A 21907-nucleotide genomic window follows, 5' to 3' on the forward strand; every position below is an offset into this window, starting at 1 on the left:
GGCGACTCTCGGGAGCGACGCAAATCCCCGCGCGCCCAGGTGCGGCTGGCTAGGGTTTGCAGCCATGGCAGTCAAGGATTCCCGCGAGGTGGTTATCGAGGCGAGCGCCGAGGAGATCTTCGACGTCCTCGCCGACGTCGAATCTGTTCCGACCTGGTCGCCGCAGTACCAGAGCGCCGAGGTGCTCGACACCCATGACGACGGACGCCCGCGGCGGGTGCGGATGACGATCAAGGCCGCGGGCCTGACCGACGAGCAGGTCGTCGAGTACACCTGGACCGACGACAGTGTCGGCTGGACGCTGATCTCGGCCGGCCAGCTGAAGGCCCAGGACGCCAAGTACACCCTCACGCCGCAGGGCGACAAGACCAAAGTGCGGTTCGACATGGCCGTGGACCCGTCGATCCCGATCCCGGGGTTCCTGCTCAAGAACACCCTCAAGGGCGGCATGAAGACCGCCACCGATGGCCTGCGCACCCACGTGCTCAAGGTGAAAAAGGGCCGCTGAGTTCGGTGCCGCGAAATCCCGCCGACGGCAGATTCGGGCGTTAGGCTCGGCTCAGTGGCTGTTCGAGCATCGCGGGAAGTGGTGATTGACGCGCCGCCGGAGAAAATCCTCGACGTGCTCGCCGATGTGTCCGATTTGGCGTCCTGGTCGCCGGTGCATAAGCGGGTGGAGATCCTCGACCGGTACGACGACGGCCGTCCCCATCATGTGCTGGCCACCATCAAGCTTCTGGGTTTGGTGGACAAGGAACTGCTGGAGTACCACTGGGGCCCCGACTGGGTGGTCTGGGACGCGAAGGCCACCGCGCAGCAACGCGCTCAGCACGTCGAATACACCTTGACCCGTGAAGGGCCCGACCGCACCCGAGTGCGATTCGACATCACCGTCGAGCCCTCCGGCCCGATCCCGGAGTTCGTGGTCCGGCGCGCCAGCAAGCTGGTGCTGAACATCGCCACCGAGCGGCTGCGTGAGCGAATCCAGGCCGACGGCGCGGCTACCGAGCCGTGACGGGCCCGTCGCGCAGCACCGCCAGCCGCCGGATCGCCTCGTCGAGGGTGTGTTCGGGTTTGACGAAGGTGAACCGGACCAGGTGATTCCAGACCTGTGCGGCGGGTGCTTGTGCGTCCGGAACGCAGAACGCCGACAGGGGGATGGCCGCCACCCCGGCCCGGTGCGGCAGCTCGGCGCAGAACGCCGTGCTGTCGTGGTAGCCGAACGGACGGGGATCGGCCAAAAGGAAATAGGTGCCGAAACTGTCGTGCACCTCAAAGCCGATGTTGCGCAGGCCGTCGCTCAACCGGTCCCGGCGGGCCTGCATGGTCGCACGCAGCGACTCCACCCAGGCGTCCTCGGTGTTCAGGGCCAGGGCCACGGCCGGCTGAAACGGTGCACCGCCCACGTAGCTCAGGTATTGCTTGGCCGCCCGCACCCCGGCCAGCAGTTCCGCCGGTCCGCACGCCCAGCCGATCTTCCAGCCGGTGCAGTTGAACATCTTCGCCGCACTCGAGATGGTGACGGTGCGCTGCGCCATGCCCTCGAAGGTGGCCAGCGGGCGGTGGGTTCGTCCGGGGAACACCAGGTGCTCGTAGACCTCGTCGGAGATCACCAACAGATCGGCCTCCACCGCGATGCGGGCGATCTCGGCCAACTCGGCCTCGGTGAACACCGTCCCGGTGGGGTTGTGCGGCGAGTTGACGATCAGCGCCCGGGTCGCCGGGGTGATGGCTCGCCGCAGCGCGTCGGCGTCCAAGGCGAACCCGCGCCCGTCGGGCACCAGCGAGACACTGACCCGTCGCGCCCCCGCCATGGCGACCACCGGGGAGTAGGAGTCGTAGAACGGCTCGATCAGCACCACCTCGGATCCCGGCTCCACCAGACCGAGCACGGCGGCCGCGATGGCCTCGGTTGCTCCGACGGTCACCAGGACTTCGGTGTCGGGGTCGTAGTCGATGCCGTATTTCCGCGAGCGCTGCCCGGCGACGGCTTCCCGCAAGGCAGAGATCCCGGGGCCGGGCGGGTACTGGTTGATCCCGTCGGATATCGCGGCCCGGGCCGCCTCGAGCATGGCCGCCGGCCCGTCCTCGTCCGGGAACCCCTGGCCGAGGTTGACCGCGCCGATCCGGGCGGCCAACGCCGACATCTCGGCAAAGATCGTGGTGGCATAGGGCTCCAGTCGTGCGACCATCCGCGCCGTCATGGCTCACGAGCCTAAAGGGAACCGGCTGCCGACCGGGCGCGCAGACCGCGTAAAAGGCGTGCACGATCGGACCAACCATCCGGTTGATAGGCCACCCTGTTAGGCTGGAAATTCGGGGACTACGCTCCGAGCAGACGCGACCGAACAATCTGCACCGAACACCAATCTGAAGAGGAAACTCCCATGTCCGAAGAAGCCTTCATCTACGAGGCCATTCGCACCCCGCGCGGCAAGCAGCGCGGCGGGGCGCTGACCGAGGTCAAGCCGCTCAGCCTGGTTGTCGGCCTGATCGACGAACTGCGCACCCGTCACCCCGACCTGGACGAGAGCTTGATCAGCGACGTCATCCTGGGCTGCGTCTCGCCCGTGGGTGACCAGGGCGGCGACATCGCCCGCACCGCGGTGCTGGCCGCGGGTCTGCCCGACACCACCGGCGGCGTGCAGCTCAACCGGTTCTGCGCCTCGGGCCTCGAGGCCGTCAACACCGCCGCCCAGAAGGTGCGCTCCGGCTGGGACGACCTGGTGCTGGCCGGCGGCGTGGAGTCGATGAGCCGCATCCCGATGGGCTCCGACGGCGGCGCGATGTTCTCCGACGTGCCCTTCACCTATGACAACTACATCGCCCCGCAGGGCATCGGCGCCGACCTGATCGCCACCATCGAGGGCTTCTCCCGCGAGGACGTCGACAACTACGCGCTGCGCAGCCAGCAGCGTGCGGCGGCGGCCTGGTCGGGCGGCTACTTCGCCAAGTCCGTCATCCCGGTCCGCGACCAGAACGGCCTGGTGATTCTCGACCACGACGAGCACATGCGCCCCGACACCACCCTGGAGGGCCTGGGCAAGCTGCGGACCGCCTTCGACGGCATCGGCTCGATGGGCGGCTTCGACGACGTGGCGCTGCAGAAGTACCACTGGGTCGAGTCCATCAACCACGTACACACCGGCGGCAACAGCTCGGGCATCGTCGACGGCGCCGCGCTGCTGATGATCGGCAGTGAGAAGGCCGGCACCTCGCAGGGGCTGACCCCGCGGGCCCGCATCGTGGCCACCGCCACCAGCGGCGCGGACGCCACCATCATGCTCACCGGCCCCACCCCGGCCACCGTCAAGGTGCTCGACCGGGCCGGGCTGACCGTCGACGACATCGACCTGTTCGAGCTCAACGAGGCGTTCGCATCGGTGGTGCTGAAGTTCCAGAAGGATCTCAAGATCCCCGACGAGAAGCTCAACGTCAACGGTGGCGCCATCGCGATGGGCCACCCGCTGGGCGCCACCGGCGCCATGATCACCGGAACCATGGTCGACGAGCTCGAGCGTCGCGGTGCCAAGCGTGCGCTGATCACGCTGTGCATCGGCGGCGGCATGGGCGTGGCCACCATCATCGAGCGCGTCTGAGAGGTTTGAGAAAAAATGGCAGAGAACACCATTAAGTGGGACAAGGACGCGGACGGCATCGTCACGCTGACCCTGGACGACCCGACCGGGTCGGCCAACGTGATGAACGACCACTACCGCGAGTCCATGCACAACGCGGTGCAGCGTCTCATCGAGGAGAAGGACTCGGTCACCGGTGTGGTGCTCACCAGCGCGAAGAAGACCTTCTTCGCCGGCGGTGACCTCAAGGCGATGATCCACGTCGGCCCGGACGACGCCCAGGCCGTGTTCGAGCAGTGCGAGGGCATCAAGGCCGACCTGCGTGCCCTGGAGACCCTGGGCAAGCCCGTCGTGGCCGCCATCAACGGTGCCGCGCTCGGCGGCGGCCTGGAGATCGCCCTGGCGTGTCACCACCGGATCGCAGCCGACGCCAAGGGCAGCCAACTCGGTCTGCCCGAGGTCACCCTGGGCCTGCTGCCCGGCGGTGGCGGTGTCGCCCGTACGGTGCGGATGCTGGGCATCCAGAACGCCTTCATGAACGTGCTCGCGCAGGGCACCCGCTTCAAGCCGGCCAAGGCCAAGGAAATCGGCCTGATCGACGAGGTCGTGCCGACCGTCGAGGAGCTTGTGCCCGCCGCCAAGGCGTGGATCAAGGCCAACCCGGACGCCGGCGTGCAGCCGTGGGATGCCAAGGGCTACAAGATGCCCGGCGGCACCCCGTCCAGCCCGGCCCTGGCGGCGGTCCTGCCGTCGTTCCCGGCACTGTTGCGCAAGCAGCTCAAGGGGGCCAACATGCCCGCGCCGCGGGCGATCCTGGCCGCCGCGGTCGAGGGCGCGCAGGTGGACTTCGACACCGCCAGCCGCATCGAGACCCGCTACTTCGTCTCGCTGGTCACCGGCAACGTCGCCAAGAACATGATCCAGGCGTTCTTCTTCGACCTGCAGCACATCAACGGTGGCGGCAGCCGGCCCGAGGGCATCGCGCAGACCCCGATCCGCAAGATCGGTGTGCTCGGCGCGGGCATGATGGGCGCCGGCATCGCCTACGTCTCGGCCAAGGCCGGTTTCGACGTGGTGCTCAAGGACGTCTCCCTGGAGGCGGCCGAGCGGGGCAAGGGCTACTCGGAGAAGCTGGAAGCCAAGGCGCTCGAGCGGGGCCGTACCACCGCCGAGAAGTCGCAGGCGCTGCTGGACAAGATCACCCCGACCGCCGACCCCAAGGACCTCGCCGGCGTCGACTTCGTGATCGAGGCCGTGTTCGAGAACCAGGAGCTCAAGCACAAGGTCTTCCAGGAGATCGAGGACATCGTCGAGCCCAACGCGCTGCTGGGCTCCAACACCTCCACCCTGCCGATCACCGGTCTGGCGACCGGCGTGAAGCGCCAGGAGGACTTCATCGGCATCCACTTCTTCTCCCCGGTCGACAAGATGCCGCTGGTGGAGATCATCAAGGGCGAGAAGACCTCCGACGAGGCGCTGGCGCGGGTGTTCGACTACGTGCTGGCGATCAAGAAGACCCCGATCGTCGTCAACGACAGCCGCGGCTTCTACACCTCGCGCGTGATCGGCACCTTCGTCAACGAGGCCTTGATGATGCTCGGTGAGGGCGTGGAGCCGGCCAGCATCGAGCAGGCCGGTCTGCAGGCCGGCTACCCGGCCGCTCCGCTGCAGCTCTGCGACGAGCTCAACCTGGAGCTCATGCAGAAGATCGCCATCGCCACCCGCGAGGGTGTCGAGGCGGCCGGCGGCACGCTGCCCAAGACGCGCAACGAAGAGGTCGTCGACAAGATGATCGAAATCGGCCGCCCGTCGCGCCTCAAGGGTGCCGGTTTCTACGAGTACGTCGACGGCAAGCGCAAGGGTCTGTGGCCGGGTCTGCGGGAGACGTTCAACTCCGGCAGCTCCACCCCGCCGCTGCAGGACATGATCGACCGGATGCTCTTCGCCGAGGTCCTCGAGACCCAGAAGTGCTTCGACGAGGGCGTGCTGACCTCGACCGCCGACGCCAACATCGGCGCGATCATGGGCATCGGCTTCCCGGCGTGGACCGGTGGCACCGCGCAGTTCATCGCCGGCTACCCCGGCGGCAAGGCCGCGTTCGTCGAGCGGTCCAAGGAACTGGCCGCCAAGTACGGCGAACGGTTCAACCCGCCCGCGTCGCTGCTGTAGCGCGGCTTCGCCGGGCTTGCGGCCACCGCTAGCCTGGAGAACGTGGAATCCCCCGAGCCCCCGCGGTTTCGGGGGATTCTGCGTTTTCTGGGTCGTGGGGTCAGCATCGGGGCGCTGATCGAGGCCGGGCTGTGGCTGGTCCTGGCCTACGTGATCGCCGGTGTGGTGTGGCTGTTTCTGCACCCCGACGGTGTGGAACGGCTCCAAACCCAAGCCGAGCGGCAGTACGGCATCCCGCCGTCCAGTGTCTTCGAGGTCGCCACGGTGACCTCGGTGGCGCTGTGGCCGGTGATGTTGTTGCTGCCCACCGATGTCTGCGCGCGCTGAGGGGCGCGAGCGCGCCTTTAGATCGCGCCCAAGTCCGCCGACAGCCAGTGCTCGGGGCGTAACGAGATGACCACCTGCTCGCCCAGTTCGGCCCGCGCGAACTCCAAGAACCGTTCGGCCCGATCGGGCGGAAGGTAGCGGTGCGCCAACTCGGCGTGCAGTTCGTCGGTGCCCGGCTCGATGCGGCTGACGGGGCCGTCGACGGCGACGTAGCGCAGCGTGGGCTCCGTGCGCTGCACCATCAGCGAGAAGGACCCGGCCGCCTCGATGAGCTTGGTCTTGCGTGACGAGGCCCCGGTGAACACCCAGGGCTCGCCGCCGGGGGAGTACTGATACCAGATCGGCACCGTGAGGGGGCCGCGGCCGGGGCCGGCGCTCACCGACAGCGCCGCGATGTGCGGTTCGGACAGGAACCGCTCGCGCTCATCCTGGGACAGGGCCATGGTTCGAGGCTAACCGCGACGCGCCGGCCCCGCCGCGGGGTTGCCTCAGATCGCCGGGCCGAGCAGGTCGTCGGCGTCGCGGATGATGTAGCCGTAGCCCTGCTCTGCCAGAAAGCGCTGCCGGTGGGCGGCGTACTCGGCGTCCAGGCTGTCGCGGGCGACCACCGAGTAGAACACCGCGCCGCCGCCGTCGGCCTTGGGCCGCAGCAGCCGGCCCAGGCGCTGGGCCTCCTCCTGCCGGGACCCGAAGGTGCCCGAGACCTGCACGGCCACCGATGCCTCCGGCAGGTCGATGGAGAAGTTCGCGACCTTGGACACCACCAGTGTCGAGATCTCGCCGCGCCGGAAGGCGTCGAACAGCTTCTCGCGCTCGGCCGTGCGTGTCGAGCCCTGGATCACCGGGGCGTCCAACTGCTGCCCCAGCTCTTCGAGCTGGTCGAGGTAGGCGCCGATCACCAGGGTCTGCTCTCCGGCATGCTGCTTGAGGATTGAGCGCACCACCGCGATCTTGGAGTGCACCGTCGAGCACAGCTTGTAGCGCTCCTCGGGTTCGGCGACGGCGTAGGTCATCCGCTCGCTGTCGGTCATGGTGACCCGAACCTCGATGCACTCGGCCGGCGCGATCCAGCCCTGGGCCTCGATGTCCTTCCAGGGCGCGTCATAACGCTTGGGCCCGATCAGCGAGAACACGTCACCTTCGCGGCCGTCCTCGCGGATCAGCGTCGCGGTCAGCCCCAGCCGGCGCCGCGACTGCAGGTCGGCGGTCATCCGGAACACCGGCGCCGGCAGCAGGTGCACTTCGTCGTAGATGATCAGGCCCCAGTCGCGGCTGTCGAACAGCTCCAGGTGCCGGTACTCGCCCTTGGTGCGCCGGGTGATCACCTGATAGGTGGCGATGGTGACCGGCCGGATCTCCTTGCGCTCACCGGAATACTCGCCGATCTCGTCCTCGGTCAGCGACGTGCGCGCCACCAGCTCGCGTTTCCACTGCCGGCCCGCCACGGTGTTGGTGACCAGGATCAACGTGGTGGCCTGCGCCTTGGCCATGGCCGCCGCGCCCACCAGCGTCTTGCCGGCACCGCACGGCAGCACCACCACCCCCGACCCGCCCGCCCAGAACGAGTCCGCGGCCATCTCCTGGTAGTCGCGCAGCTGCCAGCCGTCCTGGCGCAGGTCGATCGGGTGGGCCTCGCCGTCGACGTAGCCGGCCAGGTCCTCGGCGGGCCAGCCGATCTTGAGCAACATCTGTTTGACGCGGCCGCGTTCGCTGGGATGCACCACCACGGTGTCGTCGTCGATGCGGGCGCCGAGCATCGGGGTGATCTTCTTATTGCGCAGCACCTCTTCCAGCACCGCGCGGTCCAGGCTGACCAGCGTCAGGCCGTGGACGGGACTCTTGACCAGTTGCAGGCGCCCGTAGCGCGCCATGGTGTCGACGATGTCGACGAGCAGCGGCTGGGGGACGGCGTAGCGCGAGTGGCTGACCAGCGCGTCGACCACCTGTTCGGCGTCATGGCCCGCCGCTCGGGCGTTCCACAACGCCAGCGGGGTGATGCGGTAGGTGTGCACATGCTCGGGCGCCCGCTCGAGTTCGGCGAACGGTGCGATGGCCGCCCGCGCCGAACCCGCCTGCTCGTGGTCGACCTCGAGCAGCACGGTCTTGTCGGATTGGACGATCAGCGGCCCATCGGTGCTCATGGGCTCATTATCCGGGCGGCTCGGACATGCGTCGCTAGTGCGCTGTGTCCTCGGCCGCCGATGACACCGAAGTGATGCGGTGGATGGCGAAATCGCGCATCTGTCCCGACGTCGAGTCGAACGCCACCAGCCGGCCGCCGAGGACCTGGGTCGGGGCCACCTCGCGCTGGGTGGCCACCCCCGCGGCATCGATGTAGCCGATCAGCACCGTGGCCCGTTCCAGTGCCGCGCGCTTCAGCATGATCATCGCCGTCACCGGATCCAGCCGGATGTTGTCGAACGGCGCCGACGTCACGGTGCGCAGCACGCGGACCAGTGCGGTCAGGTTGTCGTCGCCGGGACTCGGGTGCGGCCGGTGCGCGCGGCGCTCCGCGGGGGTGTGCACCCGCATTCCGCGCGGCCGGATGTCGACGATCGTGCCGGTGGCGTCCTCGGCGGCCGGGGCGAAACCGGCGTCGCGCAGTGCCGCCAGGACATCTGCCAGGGGTGCCTGCGCCACCGCCACCGTGGGGGCCAGCAAGCGCAGACACAGCGCCTCGGCGGCCGGGACGGCAACGGCCTGGGCCAGCAGAGCGGGATCCTCACAGCGGACGAACGACGTCGCCAGCCCGATCCGCAGCTGCCCGTGGCGGCGCGCGACGTCGTCGATGAGGTAGCTGAGGCCTTGCGGCACCGGGGTCTTGGAGTGCTTCTCGAAGAAGGCGTGCAGCCCCGCACCGGTGCGGCCCACGTCCAAAGCGGAGCGGATGGTCTGTTCGGAAACCCGGTACACCATGGCGGCGCCGGCGGACTCCACGGCCGCGACGACGGCCAGCTCCTCGGCGAGCTCGCGCTTCAGCGGCCCCGGCACCACCACCGTCAGATCGGCCTGCACCAGGAAATGGTCGATCGGCTCCGGCAACGCCTTGGCCATCGCCGCCACGGCGGCGGCGCCGTCGGGATCGGCGCCGGCGTCGGCCAGCAGCGCTCGCCCGGGGGAGCTGAGCGCGCCGCGGCCCAGAACCCCCAGGGCGTGTGCCTCGTCGAGCAGCTCGCCGACCGGGCCGGGCTGCAGCCGGCCGGCCCAGCGCGGCCGGCGCCAGACCAGCGCCTGCGATACGGCGACGGCGTCGACCCCGGCGCCGCCCGGCAGCTCGGCGAGCAGGCCCAGCAGCAGGCGGCGATCCAGCGGTGCAGCGGTGGAGAACAGCGGCGTGGACAGCGCGGCCCGCGGCTTGCCGTCGGCGCCGCGGCTGCCGATCAGGCCGGGGCGGGACGGCAGGTCGAGCCAGGTGGCGGCCAGCAGATGCCAGCGCTGGGCGGTGGACTGCTCGGCGAACCGATCGGCGAGCACCGTCGGTGCCCAGTACGGACCGTCGGCGTCCGGCCAGTCCCGCAGGTCGACCGTCGCCGGGTCGGGAACGTCGGCGGCGATCAGCCGGGCGGTGGCAGCCACCTCGAGCAGCAGGCCCAGCCGGGCCTCGTCGACACCGGTGGTCTTGGCCAGGCGCTTGACCTCGCGCACCCCCAACCCGCCGCTGCGGAGTTCTGGCACCGGGGATTCGCCCAACGTCGCCAGGAGCACGTCGAGTTCGCGCAACAGGTCGATCACCGCGCCGGCGGCGGCCGCGTCCACATCGGCCGTGGTGGTCTGCGACACCACCGGATCCGGCTCCCGCAGCGACAGCGGTCCGGGCTGTTCGCCCCGCAAGACCTGCCCGACGAGCCGCGGCAGGATCACCGTTTCGTCATCGACGCGGCGCAGCAACCCCGTCGCCAGCAGCTGGGGCACCGGCCGCTCCGGCGGCGCGCCGGGCGCCGCATCGCGGGTGCGCCCCACCGGGGAGCCGGTCAGCAGCTTGTCGAGCAGGTCACGCTGCGGTGCGTCCAGGCCGGCGACGGCAGTGCGCAGCGCCGTGATGTCCGCGGGCGCGAGGGCCTCTCGGGTCACCTGACCGGGGTGCCAGGGCAGGCCGGCGCCCGCCTCGGCGGCGACGCGCAGCACGCCGCCCGGTTCCGGCGAGCCCCAGCACAGTGCTCGCGCAATCAGATCGGCCAGCGCATCGGTCACCGCGTCGGTTGACGCCCGGTCGCCGAGCAACGCCAGCAGATCGGCAACCGGCACACCGGTGGCGTCGGCATGCAGCTCCAGCAGCGCGTCGAGGACGGCCAGCCGCAGGTAGTCCAGCTCATCGGTGGCCGCCCGCACCGACTGGCGGGCCTGGGCGCGCGCCGCGAGGGCGGCGATACTTCCCGGCGGGGGCTGGGCGAGGTCGGGCCGCAGCTTCAGTAGCCGGATCAGATCGTCATCGGGCAGGTCGGCCAGCCACGACCCCAGTGGCACACCCCGGGCGCGTTCGGTCATCGATGATCAGGGTAAGGCCCAACCGGTGAACGCCGTCGATCGCGACCTGTCAGAATGGAGCCGTGGCTGGAAACCAGGACAAGAAGAACCGCTACGTCGACAACGGTTGGCCGGAGACCGACGGCGAACCTGCTGTGAGCGAGCTGCGCACCGACCGCACCGGCGCACTGTCGCCGTTCGGGAACCTCGAGTTCCCGCTGCCGGCTGACGAACTGCCTTACCTGCATCCGGTCACCGTCGTCAACCGGTAGCCGGTGACGCCGTGACCGGGCCGCTGTCCCACCTCGATGAACGGGGCGCGGCTCACATGGTCGACGTCAGCGCGAAGGCGACCACCAAACGGGTTGCGGTCGCCGGTGGGGTGCTGCGCACCACCGCCGAGGTGGTGGCGCTGATTTCGACCGGCGGCCTCCCCAAAGGTGATGCCCTGGCCACCGCACGGGTGGCGGGCATTATGGCGGCCAAACGCACCAGCGATCTGGTCCCGCTCTGCCACCAGCTGGCCCTGACCGGCGTGGACGTCGACTTCACCATCGGAACGGCTGCCATCGACATCAGCGCGACGGTGCGCACCACCGACCGCACCGGCGTGGAGATGGAGGCGCTGACCGCGGTCAGCGTTGCGGCGCTGACCCTGTACGACATGATCAAAGCCGTCGATCGCGCCGCGGTCATCGACGGCATCCGGGTGCTGAGCAAAGACGGCGGTCGCACCGGGGCCTGGGAACGCCCGTGAGCACCCGGGCGGCCCGGGTGATCATCGCCTCCACCCGCGCCTCGACGGGGGTCTACACCGACCGCACCGGGCCGATCATCGCCGAATGGCTGCAGCAGCGGAGCTTCGCCCCGGTGCAGCCGGAGGTCGTGGCCGACGGCGAGCCGGTCGGGGCGGCCCTGCGAGCCGCCGTGGCGGCTCAGCCGGAGCTGATCATCACCTCGGGCGGGACCGGGATCGCGCCGACCGACGACACCCCGGCGCAGACACTGCGCGTGCTCGACTACGAGATCCCCGGTCTGGCCGACGCCATCCGCCGGTCCGGGCTGCCGAAGGTGCCCACGTCCATCCTCTCCCGCGGCGTGTGCGGGGTCGCCGGTCGCTGCCTGGTGGTCAACCTTCCCGGGTCCACCGGGGGCGTTCGCGACGGGCTGGGAGTGCTTGACGACGTCCTGGATCACGCGTTGGACCAACTGGCCGGCGGAGATCACCGGTGACCGCCGGAACTGCCCGCGTGCTGCGGGCCGAGATCACCGAGCAGCCCATCGTGCTGGCCGACCACGAGGACCTGGTGGGCCACCGCGCCGCGGGCGCGGTCGTCGGATTCGTCGGCATGATCCGCGACCACGACCACGACCGTCAGGTCAGCAGGCTGGAATACTCGGCGCACCCGTCGGCCCAGCAGGTCATGGCCGATGTGCTGGCCGAGGTCGCCGAGCAGGCCGCGGGGGTCCGCGCGCTGGCCGCCAGCCACCGGATCGGCGTCCTGCACATCGGTGATGCCGCGCTGGTGGCCGCGGTGGCTGCTGATCACCGCCGGGAGGCGTTCGAGGCCTGTGCGCTGCTGGTCGACACCGTCAAGGCCCGGCTGCCGATATGGAAGCACCAGTTCTTCGCCGACGGCACCGAGGAATGGGTCGGCTCGGCCTGACCGCTCAGCGACGAAAAGCGGGGCCGGCGATGCCGGCCCCGCTTTTCTCTTGTCTTGCCGGCGTCCTGCCTAGAGGACCCGGCTGGGCTGCTGCGCGAACGCGGCGAGCGCGTCGTTGCCGCTGATGTTCTCCGACTGCACGGCGTCCCAGAGCTGCTGGTGGAAGCCGACCGAGACCGCGTCGCGGTTGCCGTCCTGGGCAGGAGCGGTCTCGCCGCCGGGGGCCGGAGCCTCCGGAGCAGGAGCCTCGGGGGCCGGAGCCTCCAGTGCCGGAGCTTCGGGGGCCGGAGCCTCCGGGTTCCACCACGGCGCGGGGGGAGCCTCGGGGGCCGGCGGAATTCCCTCAGCGGCCGGGGCCGGAGCCTCGGGGGCCGGGGCCGGGGCCGGGGCCGGTGCTTCGGGAGCCGGAGCCTCCAGTGCCGGAGCTTCGGCCGGGGCCGGTGCTTCGGGGGCCGGAGCCTCCAGTGCCGGTGCTTCGGGAGCCGGGGCCTCGAATGCGGGCGCCTCCGGTGCCGGAGCCTCGGGGGCGGGTGCCTCCGGTGCCGGCGGAATCCAGCCCGCGGGCTCTACCGGTGCCGCGCCTTCGGCGGGTGCCGGCGCCTCGGGGGCCGGGGGAATCCACCACGGCGCGGGCTCGGGGGCGGGAGGCGGTGCCAGCGGGTTGTCCAAGGCCACGGCCTCGCCGCTGAGCTCGGGGTTGTCGATCGGGGCGTCCGCCGGCGGTGTCACCGGAACTTCGCGCTGGGTTGCGCTGGACAGGCCGCGCCCGCAGACCGGCCAGGCGCCACGGCCCTGGGTGGCCAGAACGTGCTCGGCGATGGCGATCTGCTGCTCGCGGCTGGCCAGGTGTGCCGAGGGGGCGTACTTGCCGCCGCCGTGGGCACTCCACGTGCTGGGCGAGAACTGCAGTCCGCCCTGGTAGCCGTTGCCGGTGTTGATGCTCCAGTTGTTGCCGGATTCGCAGCGGGCTACGTGGTCCCATTCGTCATCGGTAGCTGCGGCCGCGGTGCCCGCGAGGGCGAGGCTGCCGCCACCGACCACGGCTCCGGTGAATGCGATTTTGGCGATGTTGACGTGCGATTGGGGGGGCTTGCGATGCCGTCCACTCATACGGTGGTGAATTCCTCTCTGTCTACGCCTGCGAGGTCAGCGTCGGGTTCGGGCAGGGGGGCTGCCCGGCCGGGACGCGCACCGTTGGCGCATCGTCGGCTTCACCCCTAGAGGCCTGTCATGGCCTCAAGGCCGCACTCGGCGGACCCATTGGGTCCCCCGTCTTCATCCATCAGGTATTTGTGGTTTTCCTCGCCCGTTGGATGAAGCTCGGCGCTACGGGTGAGGAAAGGCGGATCGAACGGAAGATTTTTCGATACACCCGCCAAGCACCGTATCGGGTCTTCGGCCTTGAGTCACCCGTGACGCGCCCCGGCGTTTTCATCGCTGTTTCTTCTCGTAACGCCAGGAACCTGCCTTATTTGCGCAGTTCAGAGGCGTCGCAACCAAGCCGTTGTCGGCCCGTGATCAATTCGTTATGTGACGTAGATCATGTTTTATCCGCCGGCGAACGGCGGCAGGACATCGACGGTTTCGCCGGGCCGCAACGCGGCTTCGTGGTCGCGGACGGCGACGCCGTCGCGCAGGTAGGAGCATCGGCTCAACACGGCCGCCAGTCGCTCATTGCGGCCGGAAAGCGTCTCGGCCAGGCCTGCCACCCCCACGCCGCGGGGCACGCTGACGGTCTCGTATTCGGCCCCGGCGGCCGCCCGGGCCGCGGCGAAGTAGCGCACCGTCACCGCGACGCTGTCCATGGTTCCTCCGGTCTGAGTGCTCGCTGCGGTCTCGGTCATCATTCAGCCCCCGATCGCGCTCATCGGCCGGTCCGGCTGGATGAAGTTCGGGTCGTTGATGCCGTGGCCGGCCTTCTTGATCCACATCGCGGCGCGCCATGCCTGCTCGATGGCGTCGTCGTCGGCCCCGCCGCGCAGCAGGGCGCGCAGGTCGGACTCGTCCGTGGCGAACAGGCAGTTGCGGATCTGGCCGTCGGCGGTGAGCCGGGTCCGGTCGCAGCTGCCGCAGAACGGGCGTGACACCGAGGCGATGATTCCGAAGGTGCCGGCGGGAGTGTCCGGGCCTTCCTGGACCTGCCACAGCTCGGCAGGCGCGGATCCGCGCGGCTTGGCGTCGCGGCGCAGCGCGAAGCGCGCCCCCACCGCCTCCAGAACCTGGTCGACGTCGAGTCCGGCGTCGCGGGTCCATCGGTGGTCGGCGTCCAGCGGCATCATTTCGATGACCCGCAGCTGGTAGCCGTGCTGCAGGCAGAAGTGCAGCAGGTTGACGATGTCGTCACCGGTGATCTTGGGGTCCAGGACGGCATTGACCTTGATGGGTGTCATGCCGGCCCGGGCGGCCGCATCGAGCCCGGCGAGCACGTGGGGCAGGCGGTCGCGACGCGTGATCTCGGCGAAGTGGGCGCGATCAACGGTGTCCAGCGACACGTTGATCCGGTCCAGGCCGGCCGCCACCAGGGCGCCGGCGCGCCGGGCCAGGCCCAGGCCGTTGGTGGTCAGGGCGATCTCGGGGCGCGGCTGTAGTGTCGCGGCCCCGGCCACCACGCTTTCGAGGTGCCGGGCCAGCAGCGGTTCGCCGCCGGTGAACCGGATGTCAGTGATGCCCAGCCGGGTGACGCCGATCCGCATCAGTCGGATCAACTCGGCGTCGGACAGCAGGTGGGTGCTGGGGATCCAGTCCAGCCCTTCGGCGGGCATGCAGTAGGTGCAGCGCAGGTTGCAGCGGTCGGTCAGCGATATCCGCAAGTCGGTGTGGACGCGGCCGAAGGAGTCCACCAACGGTCCGGAGGTGGGCATCGCGGTGGCGGCGGCGCGGTGCTCGGCGTGGTCGAAAGCCTTGCGGGTGACTACGCCCGGGTCGGCCTCGGCCGCCACCGGCCCTGCTGGGGTGCGTCGATCCCGTTGCCTCAACGTCATGTCCGTATCCGATTCCGTCGGCCGCAGAGCGGCCGGATCGATTTCGGCGCGCGGTCCAGATCTCGTTCAGCGCCTCGGTCAGCCTACCGAGTAAACCTGGGTGTTTTGTGGGTCGCGGTCCGAGTAAGATCGGCTGCTGACGCGTCCTGCGCAGGCGGGACGCTTCCTTTATGTCCTCGAGTCCGTGATCAGTAAGACAAGCAGGTGAGACCAGTGCCGACCGGCAAGGTGAAGTGGTACGACGCCGCGAAGGGCTTCGGCTTCCTGTCCCAGGAAGAAGGCGAGGACGTCTACGTCCGCGCCTCGGCCCTGCCGGCCGGTGTGGAGGGTCTCAAGGCGGGTCAGCGGGTGGAGTTCGGCGTCGCGGCCGGCCGCCGCGGCCCGCAGGCGCTGACGGTGAAGCTGATCGACCCGCCGCCGAGCCTGTCCCGGAATCGCCGCGAGGCGGCTCCGGCCGAGCACCGGCACACCCCCGACGAGCTGCACGGCATGGTCGAGGACATGATCACCCTGCTGGAAGGCACGGTGCAGCCCGAGCTGCGCAAGGGGCGCTACCCGGACCGTAAGACCGCACGGCAGATCTCCGAGGTGGTCAAGGCCGTGGCCCGCGAACTCGACGCCTGAATTCAGCGGGCCGGGGATCTGCCGCGGCCACCCTGTCGTGTCGGTGCAGCCGTCCCGGTTTCGCCCAACTGGTCGGACCACCAGACCTCCGGCCAGCGATGGTGCTAGCGTCGGACTTGTGAGCCTGCAGCCGATCGCCCGCCAGTCGATCCCCGACGAGATCTTCGCCCAGCTCGCCGGACAGGTGCTCTCCGGCGACCGGACACCCGGCGAGACCCTGCCCAGCGAGCGGACCCTGTCCGAGGCGCTCGGCGTCTCGCGGGCCGCCGTCCGGGAGGCGCTGGGCCGGCTGGACCGCGCGCGCCTCATCCAGGTCCGTCAGGGCGAGTCGACCGTGGTCCGCGACTTTCGTGCCGAAGCCGGCTTCGACGTCCTGCCGCTGCTGCTGGTGCACGGCGGCGACGTCGACCGGGACACCTTGGCCAGCGTGATCGAGGCCCGCGCCGTGATCGGCCCCCAGGTGGCCGCGCTGGCGGCGGCGCGCGTCACCGACGACGCTCGCCGACGTCTGCGGGCCGCGGTCGATGAGTTGGCAGCCGAACCCGACCCCCTGCAACGAATGTGGCATGCGCTCGGCTTCTGGGAAATCATCGTCGAGGGCGCCGAATCCATTGCGTTCCGGCTGCTTTTCAACACCTTGCGGCAGGTCTACATCCCCGCCCTCGATGTGCTCGTCAATGTGATGGCCGCTGAGGTCGGCGATATTGCGCACTACCGGTCGCTCGCCGAGGCGATCGCCGCCGGGGACCAGGACGACGCCCGGAAGATCGCACAACAGCTGCTGGAACTGGGCAGCGCCGCGTTCGCCGAACTCACCGCCCAGCTGGAGGGCCCGCGATGACCCGCAAGCAACAGGGCCTGCCGCAGGCATTCGCCGAGTTCATCCGGTACCCGACTCCCTGGATGCTCGTCACCTGGGCCGCAGCCCTACTGGCGGCGCGCCTGGCGGTGGGCGGCTGGTCGATCGTCGATACGGCCATTGCCGTTGCGCTGGTCGCTTTTTCGCCTCTCGGCGAGTGGCTGATCCATACCGGCATCCTGCACTGGCGGCCGCGCACGCTGGCCGGTGTCACATTCGACTCGCGCCTGGCCCGCGACCATCGCCGGCATCACCGCGACCCCCGCGACATTCCGCTGATCTTCATCCCGTGGCCGAGCCTGATCGTGATCATCGCCGGTTTGACACCCATGGCGTTCATCGCCTTCGGCAACCCCGGAAAAGGGCTGACATTCGTCTTGACCATCGCAACGTTCCTGGTGTTCTACGAGTGGATTCACTACCTGGTGCACACCGACTACAAACCCCGCCACGCGATCTACCGTGCGGTCTGGCGCAATCACCGGTATCACCACTTCAAGAACGAGCGGTACTGGTTCACCGTGACCACCGCCGGCACCGCCGACCGGCTGCTGGGCACCTACCCGGACCCGCGCGAGGTGCCCTCGTCGCCGACAGTGCGAAACCTGCACGCGCCGACGGCAACCGGCTGACCTTTCGTAGCGGCCGCCGCAGGCGGCCGGCCGTGGCACTCTGGAAGGCATGGCCAGCTACCTCGCCGGCGGCGACTTCACGCGCGACACCGACTACATCTCCACCCGTATCACCGCCGATGGCCGTGACGGATATCCGGTGGAGCCGGGCCGGTACCGGTTGGTCGTCGCGCGGGCCTGCCCGTGGGCCAACCGCGCGATCATCGTGCGGCGCCTGCTCGGTCTGGAAAGCGCCATCTCCATCGGGTTCTGCGGGCCCACGCACGATCAGCGCAGCTGGACCTTCGACCTGGACCCGGGCGGGGTTGACCCGGTCCTGGGGATACCGCGGCTGCAAGACGCATACTTCAAGCGCATTCCGGACTATCCCAAGGGGATCACCGTCCCGGCGATGGTCGACGTGCCCACCGGTGCGGTGGTGACCAACGACTTCGCCCAGATGACTTTGGACTTCTCCACCGAGTGGACTGACTATCACCGGCCGGGGGCTCCGCAGCTGTATCCCGAATCGCTGCGCGACGAGATCGACGAGGTGAGCAAGAGGATCTACACCGAAATCAACAACGGTGTGTACCGGTGCGGCTTCGCCGGCACCCAACAGGCCTACGACGCGGCCTACGGCCGATTGTTCAGCGCGCTGGACTGGGTCAGCGAGCGACTGGCCGACCAGCGATATCTGGTGGGGGACACCATCACCGAGGCCGATGTCCGACTGTTCACCACGCTGGCCCGGTTCGACCCGGTCTACCACGGGCATTTCAAGTGCAACCGGCAGAAGCTTTCCGAGATGCCGGTGCTGTGGGCCTATGCCCGGGATCTGTTCACCACGCCCGGGTTCGGCGACACCATCGACTTCGTCCAGATCAAACAGCACTACTACATCGTGCACGCCGACATCAATCCGTCGCAGATCGTGCCCGTCGGGCCGGATCTGGCGAATTGGCTCCGCCCGCATGGACGAGAAGCCTTGGGCGGCAGGCCGTTCGGGGAGGGAACGCCGCCAGGTCCGGTGCCTGCCGCAGAGCGGGTGCCGACCGGGCACGGGGCTGAGCCGGCAAGCACCGGCCGTTAGCGCGGCGCCGGTCGGGGTCTCGGCATCAGCTCAGCGCCGGACGGCTCCAGCGCATCCCGACCGCCCATTCGGCGTGCGGCACCGCGAACTGTTCGCCGGTGCTGCTGTCCACCACCAGGGTGAGCAGCTGTACCACCAGGCCGCGCAGCGGGCCGCGCTGCGGGTCCACGGTGGGGACGGTGACCGCCAGCGTGCTGCCCGGCGAATACATCCTGCCGGTGGATTCGTCCGGGCTGTCGTAGAGCCGCAACAACCGCCATGGCGCCCGGCCGATGGTGGTGTCCACCGACAGCTGCACCGGATGCCGCGAGTCGACCGGCAGGGTGGCCCGTTCTTCGGTCAGCAGGCACTCATCGAGGTCGAGCACGCTGCAGTACAGGTACGGGCCGACCCGGCTGAGGTGCCCGTTGGAGAACACGCTGATCTGCGGCGGCGTCGGCTCCTCGGCCCGGGTGAACCACCAGGTGCCCAACCCGGCCAGCGTCGCGGCCACCACCGCCAGGACCGCCACCGCGACAACCGTCGAGCGTTTCACCTGCACCTCACCCCTGTCTCGCCGCATCCAGGCGGGCACCGTCCTGCTCGATCAGCACCGGCCGGTTGCCCCCGAGGCCGGGAATCAACGAGTCGCCGTGGAACGACAGGATGGTCTGGGCCAGACCCGGGATCAGCAGAGCGGTGATCGCGGTGAAGCCCACCCACAGGTCGGTGTATACCAGCACCCCCAGCGCACCACCCAAAACCCAGGCCAGTTGCAGGGTGGACTCGGTGCGGCCGAACGCCGATGCCCGCGACTCTTCGGGCAGGTCGTCCTGGAGCGCGGCATCCAGCGACGCCTTCGAGATGGCGCTCGCCCCGGAGGTCACCAGCGCGGCCACCGCGGCCATCACCAGGGTTCCGGCCACCGCCGCGGCCAGCGCGACCGCAGTCACCGCCATGGTGCAGCGCACCACCAGGACCGCCGGGCGGCCGAGTTGAAGACGTGCGCTGGTGAAGTTGCCGGCGAAGTTGCCCACACCCGCCGCCGCCCCGATCAGCCCGAGGATGCCCAGCTGCACCCAGCCGCCGGCGTTGTGCGCCTTGGCGACGAAGGCCGGGTACAGGAACAGGAACCCCACCATGGCTTTGATGGTGCAGTTACCCCATAGCGCGGCGATGATGTTGCGGCCCAGGGGTTGCCGCAGCGGTTGACTCAGCCTCCCGCCGGCCCGCCGGACCTGTTCGGGCCAGCTACGGCGCCGATCGTCGAAGCGATAGCTCAGCGTGGTCGGGACCTCGCCGGCGGTCACCTCCACCCATCGCGGAATCCGCATCGAGAGCACCGCGCCGGCCACCGATACCGCGATCAGCACCAACAACGCGCCCGGCAGCTGCAACAGGCGGGTGAAGACGTACTCCGCCCCCGCGGCGACGCCGCCGCCCACAATCGTGCCGCCGAGCAGGCCGAACACCGTCAGCCGGGAATTGACCCGCACCAGGTCGATCGACGGCGGCATCACCCGGGGCGTCACCGCGCTGCGCAACACCGTGAACGACTTGGACAGGACCATCATCGCCAGCGCGCAGGGGTAGAGCACCCAGGAGCCGAACGTTCCCGCGACACCGTCGTAATTGGCTATCAGCACCAGGGCCAGCACCGTGCGCAGCGCGAACGACATGGCCAGGGCCGCGCGGCGGCCGTGCTGGACGCGGTCCAAGGCGGGACCGATCAGCGGCGCGACCACCGCGAACGGCGCGATCGTCACCAGCAGGTACAGCGCCACCCGGCCCTTGCTCTCGCCGGCCGCGGCCGCAAAGAACAAGGTGTTGGCCAATGCCACCGCCATCGCCGCGTCCACCGCGAAGTTGGCCACCACCGGCCAGGTCAGCGCGGTCAGACCGGACTTGTCGGCGCCGTCGGCGGTGGCGGCCCGCTGCACCAGCCCGTACATCCGGGAGCCCATCTCGCGGCTGCGGGCCGCTGCGGCCCGGGTGACCCCGATCCGGTCGCCGGTCTGCGAACCGCCCGACGGCGGGTGGTGGCGCGGCGTCTCGGTGTGCTCGCGCAGTGGTGGCAGGTAGCGGTTGGCACTGGGCATCGGGCGTCGGCGCTGGTCACCCGTATGGTTACTGGGGTAGTTGGCCATGCCGGGATGTTGTCCGGCGGAGCCGTTGCGCCCACCGCCGCCGGCGGCCGGGGGCGTACGGCGCCGGCCCGGTTCGGGAAGATCACGCCGCCGTGCAGACACATCCGCGATTCTTCCCTATGCCGGCCGCTTGCCCGCGCAGGCCGTCGTCGTGCCTGCATGTGGCTGACTGAACCGCGCTGCGGCAGTATTAGGGGCGTCATTGAACGGAAGGGACCCGCGTGACCGGACCCAGCGCAGAATCAGACACTGCGACCATCGCCGTGCCCACGGTGCTGGCCATGGCTGTCGAACAGGCACGCTCGGCCGTCGCTGAATTCAGCGGCGCCGATACCGTCGGTGAGCATTTGGGCGTCGACTACGAGGACGCCAGTGCGGCCACCCACCGGTTCCGGGCACTGCTGCCCGGCTACCAGGGTTGGCAGTGGGCCGTCGTCGTCGCCGCCGTCCCCGGCGCCGTCCGGCCCACGATCAGCGAGGTGGTCCTGGTGCCCGGGCCGGCGGCCCTGCTGGCTCCCGAATGGGTGCCGTGGGACCAGCGCGTCCGGCCGGGTGATCTGGGACCGGGCGACCTGCTGGCACCGCCGGCCGGCGACCCGCGCCTGGTGCCCGGCTACACCTCCAGTGGCGACCCGCAGCTCGACGAGGTCGCCGGTGAGATCGGCCTGGGCCGACGCTGGCTGATGAGTCCGGTGGGCCGCGCCGAGGCGGCGCAGCGCTGGCACGACGGGGAGTACGGGCCGGATTCGGCGATGGCGCGCTCCACCAAGCGGATCTGCCGCGACTGTGGCTTCTATCTGCCGCTCGCAGGCGAGCTGGGCACCGTGTTCGGTGTCTGCGGCAACGAGATGTCCGCCGACGGACACGTGGTCGACAACCGGTACGGCTGCGGCGCGCACAGCGACACCCCGGCGCCCGCCGGAACCGGGTCCCCGGCGTACGAGCCTTTCGACGACGGTGTGCTGGAGATCGTCGACGCCACTGCGGTGTCGACCGCCGGTCCGACTGAGACGGTGGACGAGGCCGCAGCCGAGCTAGACGCCGTCGGCGAAGCGCCGACCGACGCCCCGGTTGAAGCCGACGCCCCGGTTGAAGGCGACGCTCCGGTTGAGGCCGAGGCTCCGGTTGAAGGCGACGCTCCGGTTGAAGGCGAAGCCGCAGCTTCAGCCGAGGCCCCGGCCGAGGAGGCGCCGGAGCCGCAGTCCGAAGCCGCCCCCGATGCCGGTGCGGCCACGGAGGCTCCTATCGGCGATGCCGCGCAAAGCCCGGACGAGCCGCAGACGCCCTAGCCGAAGTTGAACAGGTACTCGCCGGGGAGCACCAAGACCATGTTGAACACGGTGCCGATCACGGCTCCCGGCAGTCCCACCACGTAGTTGACGACCTCGCTGTCTCTTATACACATCTG

The 21907-nt window shown here is 69.8% G+C and carries 23 protein-coding genes and 1 riboswitch; of the genes, 14 read left to right on the forward strand and 9 right to left on the reverse strand.

The genetic code is table 11. The features are described 5' to 3' along the window. The first annotated feature begins 64 nt into the window (after nt 1-64). Nucleotides 65-508, forward strand: coding sequence for an SRPBCC family protein (locus tag LI92_RS12570; RefSeq protein ID WP_046319346.1), 444 nt, complete (start codon nt 65-67; stop codon nt 506-508). A gap of 54 nt (nt 509-562) precedes the next feature. Continuing rightward, a complete protein-coding gene (locus LI92_RS12575) occupies nt 563-1015 on the forward strand; it encodes an SRPBCC family protein (protein ID WP_046319347.1) in 453 nt (150 codons plus the stop codon). Here the strand turns inward: LI92_RS12575 and LI92_RS12580 are convergent. Then, nucleotides 1002-2192 carry a pyridoxal phosphate-dependent aminotransferase gene (locus tag LI92_RS12580; RefSeq protein ID WP_046319366.1) on the reverse strand — a complete coding sequence of 397 codons (1191 nt, stop codon included), beginning with the start codon at nt 2190-2192 and terminating at the stop codon, nt 1002-1004. The two genes, LI92_RS12575 and LI92_RS12580, sit on opposite strands and share 14 nt — an antisense overlap. 195 nt (nt 2193-2387) lie before the next feature. Between LI92_RS12580 and LI92_RS12585 the strand changes: the two genes are divergently transcribed. From LI92_RS12585 to LI92_RS12595, 3 genes are read left to right on the forward strand one after another with little or no spacing between them, the layout of a single operon-like run. After that, nucleotides 2388-3599, forward strand: coding sequence for an acetyl-CoA C-acetyltransferase (locus tag LI92_RS12585; RefSeq protein WP_046319348.1), 1212 nt, complete (start codon nt 2388-2390; stop codon nt 3597-3599). A 15-nt stretch (nt 3600-3614) separates the two neighbouring features. Continuing rightward, complete coding sequence (locus LI92_RS12590; RefSeq protein WP_046319349.1) at nt 3615-5747, forward strand: 3-hydroxyacyl-CoA dehydrogenase NAD-binding domain-containing protein; 2133 nt, start codon at nt 3615-3617, stop codon at nt 5745-5747. A gap of 42 nt (nt 5748-5789) precedes the next feature. Further along, nucleotides 5790-6074 (forward strand): hypothetical protein, encoded by a 285-nt coding sequence (locus LI92_RS12595; protein WP_046319350.1) that lies wholly within the window; start codon nt 5790-5792, stop codon nt 6072-6074. A gap of 17 nt (nt 6075-6091) precedes the next feature. Here the strand turns inward: LI92_RS12595 and LI92_RS12600 are convergent, their stop codons facing one another. From LI92_RS12600 to LI92_RS12610, 3 genes are read right to left on the reverse strand one after another with little or no spacing between them, the layout of a single operon-like run. Then, a complete protein-coding gene (locus tag LI92_RS12600; protein ID WP_046319351.1) occupies nt 6092-6517 on the reverse strand; it encodes a pyridoxamine 5'-phosphate oxidase family protein in 426 nt (141 codons plus the stop codon). A 45-nt stretch (nt 6518-6562) separates the two neighbouring features. Then, nucleotides 6563-8215 carry a DNA repair helicase XPB gene (locus LI92_RS12605; protein ID WP_046319352.1) on the reverse strand — a complete coding sequence of 551 codons (1653 nt, stop codon included), beginning with the start codon at nt 8213-8215 and terminating at the stop codon, nt 6563-6565. 34 nt (nt 8216-8249) lie between these two features. Continuing rightward, nucleotides 8250-10559 (reverse strand): helicase-associated domain-containing protein, encoded by a 2310-nt coding sequence (locus LI92_RS12610; protein WP_046319353.1) that lies wholly within the window; start codon nt 10557-10559, stop codon nt 8250-8252. Nucleotides 10560-10621: 62 nt separating this feature from the next. Here LI92_RS12610 and LI92_RS12615 point away from each other — a divergent pair, with 62 nt between their 5' ends. From LI92_RS12615 to LI92_RS12630, 4 genes are read left to right on the forward strand one after another with little or no spacing between them, the layout of a single operon-like run. Next, a complete protein-coding gene (locus tag LI92_RS12615; RefSeq protein ID WP_046319354.1) occupies nt 10622-10810 on the forward strand; it encodes a hypothetical protein in 189 nt (62 codons plus the stop codon). Nucleotides 10811-10866: 56 nt separating this feature from the next. Next, nucleotides 10867-11295, forward strand: coding sequence for a cyclic pyranopterin monophosphate synthase MoaC (moaC, locus tag LI92_RS12620; protein ID WP_286135069.1), 429 nt, complete (start codon nt 10867-10869; stop codon nt 11293-11295). Further along, entirely contained in the window at nt 11292-11771 is a 480-nt protein-coding gene (locus tag LI92_RS12625) for a MogA/MoaB family molybdenum cofactor biosynthesis protein (RefSeq protein ID WP_046319356.1), read from the forward strand. The genes moaC and LI92_RS12625 overlap by 4 nt, the downstream gene beginning before the upstream one ends. Beyond that, nucleotides 11768-12205 (forward strand): molybdenum cofactor biosynthesis protein MoaE, encoded by a 438-nt coding sequence (locus tag LI92_RS12630; protein WP_286135065.1) that lies wholly within the window; start codon nt 11768-11770, stop codon nt 12203-12205. The genes LI92_RS12625 and LI92_RS12630 overlap by 4 nt, the downstream gene beginning before the upstream one ends. 69 nt (nt 12206-12274) lie before the next feature. Here the strand turns inward: LI92_RS12630 and LI92_RS12635 are convergent, their stop codons facing one another. The 3 genes from LI92_RS12635 to moaA form a co-directional block, all read right to left on the reverse strand. Then, nucleotides 12275-13315, reverse strand: a complete 1041-nt coding sequence (locus LI92_RS12635) for a transglycosylase family protein (RefSeq protein WP_046319357.1) — start codon at nt 13313-13315, stop codon at nt 12275-12277. A gap of 9 nt (nt 13316-13324) precedes the next feature. Next, nucleotides 13325-13504: riboswitch (cyclic di-AMP (ydaO/yuaA leader) on the reverse strand. Nucleotides 13505-13752: 248 nt separating this feature from the next. After that, a complete protein-coding gene (locus tag LI92_RS12640; RefSeq protein WP_286135066.1) occupies nt 13753-14052 on the reverse strand; it encodes a MoaD/ThiS family protein in 300 nt (99 codons plus the stop codon). Next, nucleotides 14053-15066, reverse strand: coding sequence for a GTP 3',8-cyclase MoaA (gene moaA, locus LI92_RS12645; RefSeq protein WP_046319370.1), 1014 nt, complete (start codon nt 15064-15066; stop codon nt 14053-14055). It abuts the gene before it with no gap. A gap of 333 nt (nt 15067-15399) precedes the next feature. Between moaA and LI92_RS12650 the strand changes: the two genes are divergently transcribed. From LI92_RS12650 to LI92_RS12665, 4 genes are all read left to right on the forward strand, one after another. Further along, nucleotides 15400-15810: a cold-shock protein gene (locus LI92_RS12650; RefSeq protein WP_046319358.1), complete on the forward strand. Its 411-nt coding sequence runs from the start codon at nt 15400-15402 to the stop codon at nt 15808-15810. Between the two features lie 118 nt (nt 15811-15928). Further along, a complete protein-coding gene (locus LI92_RS12655) occupies nt 15929-16651 on the forward strand; it encodes a FadR/GntR family transcriptional regulator (RefSeq protein WP_046319359.1) in 723 nt (240 codons plus the stop codon). Next, nucleotides 16648-17301, forward strand: coding sequence for a sterol desaturase family protein (locus LI92_RS12660; protein WP_046319360.1), 654 nt, complete (start codon nt 16648-16650; stop codon nt 17299-17301). The genes LI92_RS12655 and LI92_RS12660 overlap by 4 nt, the downstream gene beginning before the upstream one ends. A gap of 49 nt (nt 17302-17350) precedes the next feature. Continuing rightward, nucleotides 17351-18373, forward strand: a complete 1023-nt coding sequence (locus LI92_RS12665) for a glutathione S-transferase family protein (RefSeq protein ID WP_046319361.1) — start codon at nt 17351-17353, stop codon at nt 18371-18373. 25 nt (nt 18374-18398) lie between these two features. Here LI92_RS12665 and LI92_RS12670 read toward each other — a convergent pair whose 3' ends face one another. Further along, nucleotides 18399-18908 (reverse strand): DUF2771 domain-containing protein, encoded by a 510-nt coding sequence (locus LI92_RS12670; protein WP_286135068.1) that lies wholly within the window; start codon nt 18906-18908, stop codon nt 18399-18401. 7 nt (nt 18909-18915) lie between these two features. Continuing rightward, nucleotides 18916-20499, reverse strand: coding sequence for an MFS transporter (locus tag LI92_RS12675; protein ID WP_046319363.1), 1584 nt, complete (start codon nt 20497-20499; stop codon nt 18916-18918). Between the two features lie 281 nt (nt 20500-20780). On the opposite strand from LI92_RS12675, the gene LI92_RS12680 reads away from it, so the two are divergent. After that, nucleotides 20781-21788: a DUF3027 domain-containing protein gene (locus LI92_RS12680; protein ID WP_152665453.1), complete on the forward strand. Its 1008-nt coding sequence runs from the start codon at nt 20781-20783 to the stop codon at nt 21786-21788. The last annotated feature ends 119 nt before the right edge of the window (nt 21789-21907 follow it).

The sequence above is a fragment of the Mycobacterium sp. UM_Kg1 genome, assembly GCF_000972925.1.
Lineage (GTDB): Bacteria > Actinomycetota > Actinomycetes > Mycobacteriales > Mycobacteriaceae > Mycobacterium > Mycobacterium hiberniae.

What these genes read in the sequence shown, in the direction of transcription:
- LI92_RS12570 (WP_046319346.1), top strand. Translation starts at nt 65, where the DNA reads ATGGCAGTCAAGGATTCCCGCGAGGTGGTTATCGAGGCGAGCGCCGAG.
- LI92_RS12580 (WP_046319366.1), bottom strand. Translation starts at nt 2,192, where the DNA reads ATGGTCGCACGACTGGAGCCCTATGCCACCACGATCTTTGCCGAGATG.
- LI92_RS12585 (WP_046319348.1), top strand. Translation starts at nt 2,388, where the DNA reads ATGTCCGAAGAAGCCTTCATCTACGAGGCCATTCGCACCCCGCGCGGC.
- LI92_RS12590 (WP_046319349.1), top strand. Translation starts at nt 3,615, where the DNA reads ATGGCAGAGAACACCATTAAGTGGGACAAGGACGCGGACGGCATCGTC.
- LI92_RS12600 (WP_046319351.1), bottom strand. Translation starts at nt 6,517, where the DNA reads ATGGCCCTGTCCCAGGATGAGCGCGAGCGGTTCCTGTCCGAACCGCAC.
- LI92_RS12605 (WP_046319352.1), bottom strand. Translation starts at nt 8,215, where the DNA reads ATGAGCACCGATGGGCCGCTGATCGTCCAATCCGACAAGACCGTGCTG.
- LI92_RS12610 (WP_046319353.1), bottom strand. Translation starts at nt 10,559, where the DNA reads ATGACCGAACGCGCCCGGGGTGTGCCACTGGGGTCGTGGCTGGCCGAC.
- moaC (WP_286135069.1), top strand. Translation starts at nt 10,867, where the DNA reads ATGGTCGACGTCAGCGCGAAGGCGACCACCAAACGGGTTGCGGTCGCC.
- LI92_RS12635 (WP_046319357.1), bottom strand. Translation starts at nt 13,315, where the DNA reads ATGAGTGGACGGCATCGCAAGCCCCCCCAATCGCACGTCAACATCGCC.
- LI92_RS12640 (WP_286135066.1), bottom strand. Translation starts at nt 14,052, where the DNA reads ATGATGACCGAGACCGCAGCGAGCACTCAGACCGGAGGAACCATGGAC.
- moaA (WP_046319370.1), bottom strand. Translation starts at nt 15,066, where the DNA reads ATGCCCACCTCCGGACCGTTGGTGGACTCCTTCGGCCGCGTCCACACC.
- LI92_RS12660 (WP_046319360.1), top strand. Translation starts at nt 16,648, where the DNA reads ATGACCCGCAAGCAACAGGGCCTGCCGCAGGCATTCGCCGAGTTCATC.
- LI92_RS12665 (WP_046319361.1), top strand. Translation starts at nt 17,351, where the DNA reads ATGGCCAGCTACCTCGCCGGCGGCGACTTCACGCGCGACACCGACTAC.
- LI92_RS12675 (WP_046319363.1), bottom strand. Translation starts at nt 20,499, where the DNA reads ATGGCCAACTACCCCAGTAACCATACGGGTGACCAGCGCCGACGCCCG.
- LI92_RS12680 (WP_152665453.1), top strand. Translation starts at nt 20,781, where the DNA reads ATGGCTGTCGAACAGGCACGCTCGGCCGTCGCTGAATTCAGCGGCGCC.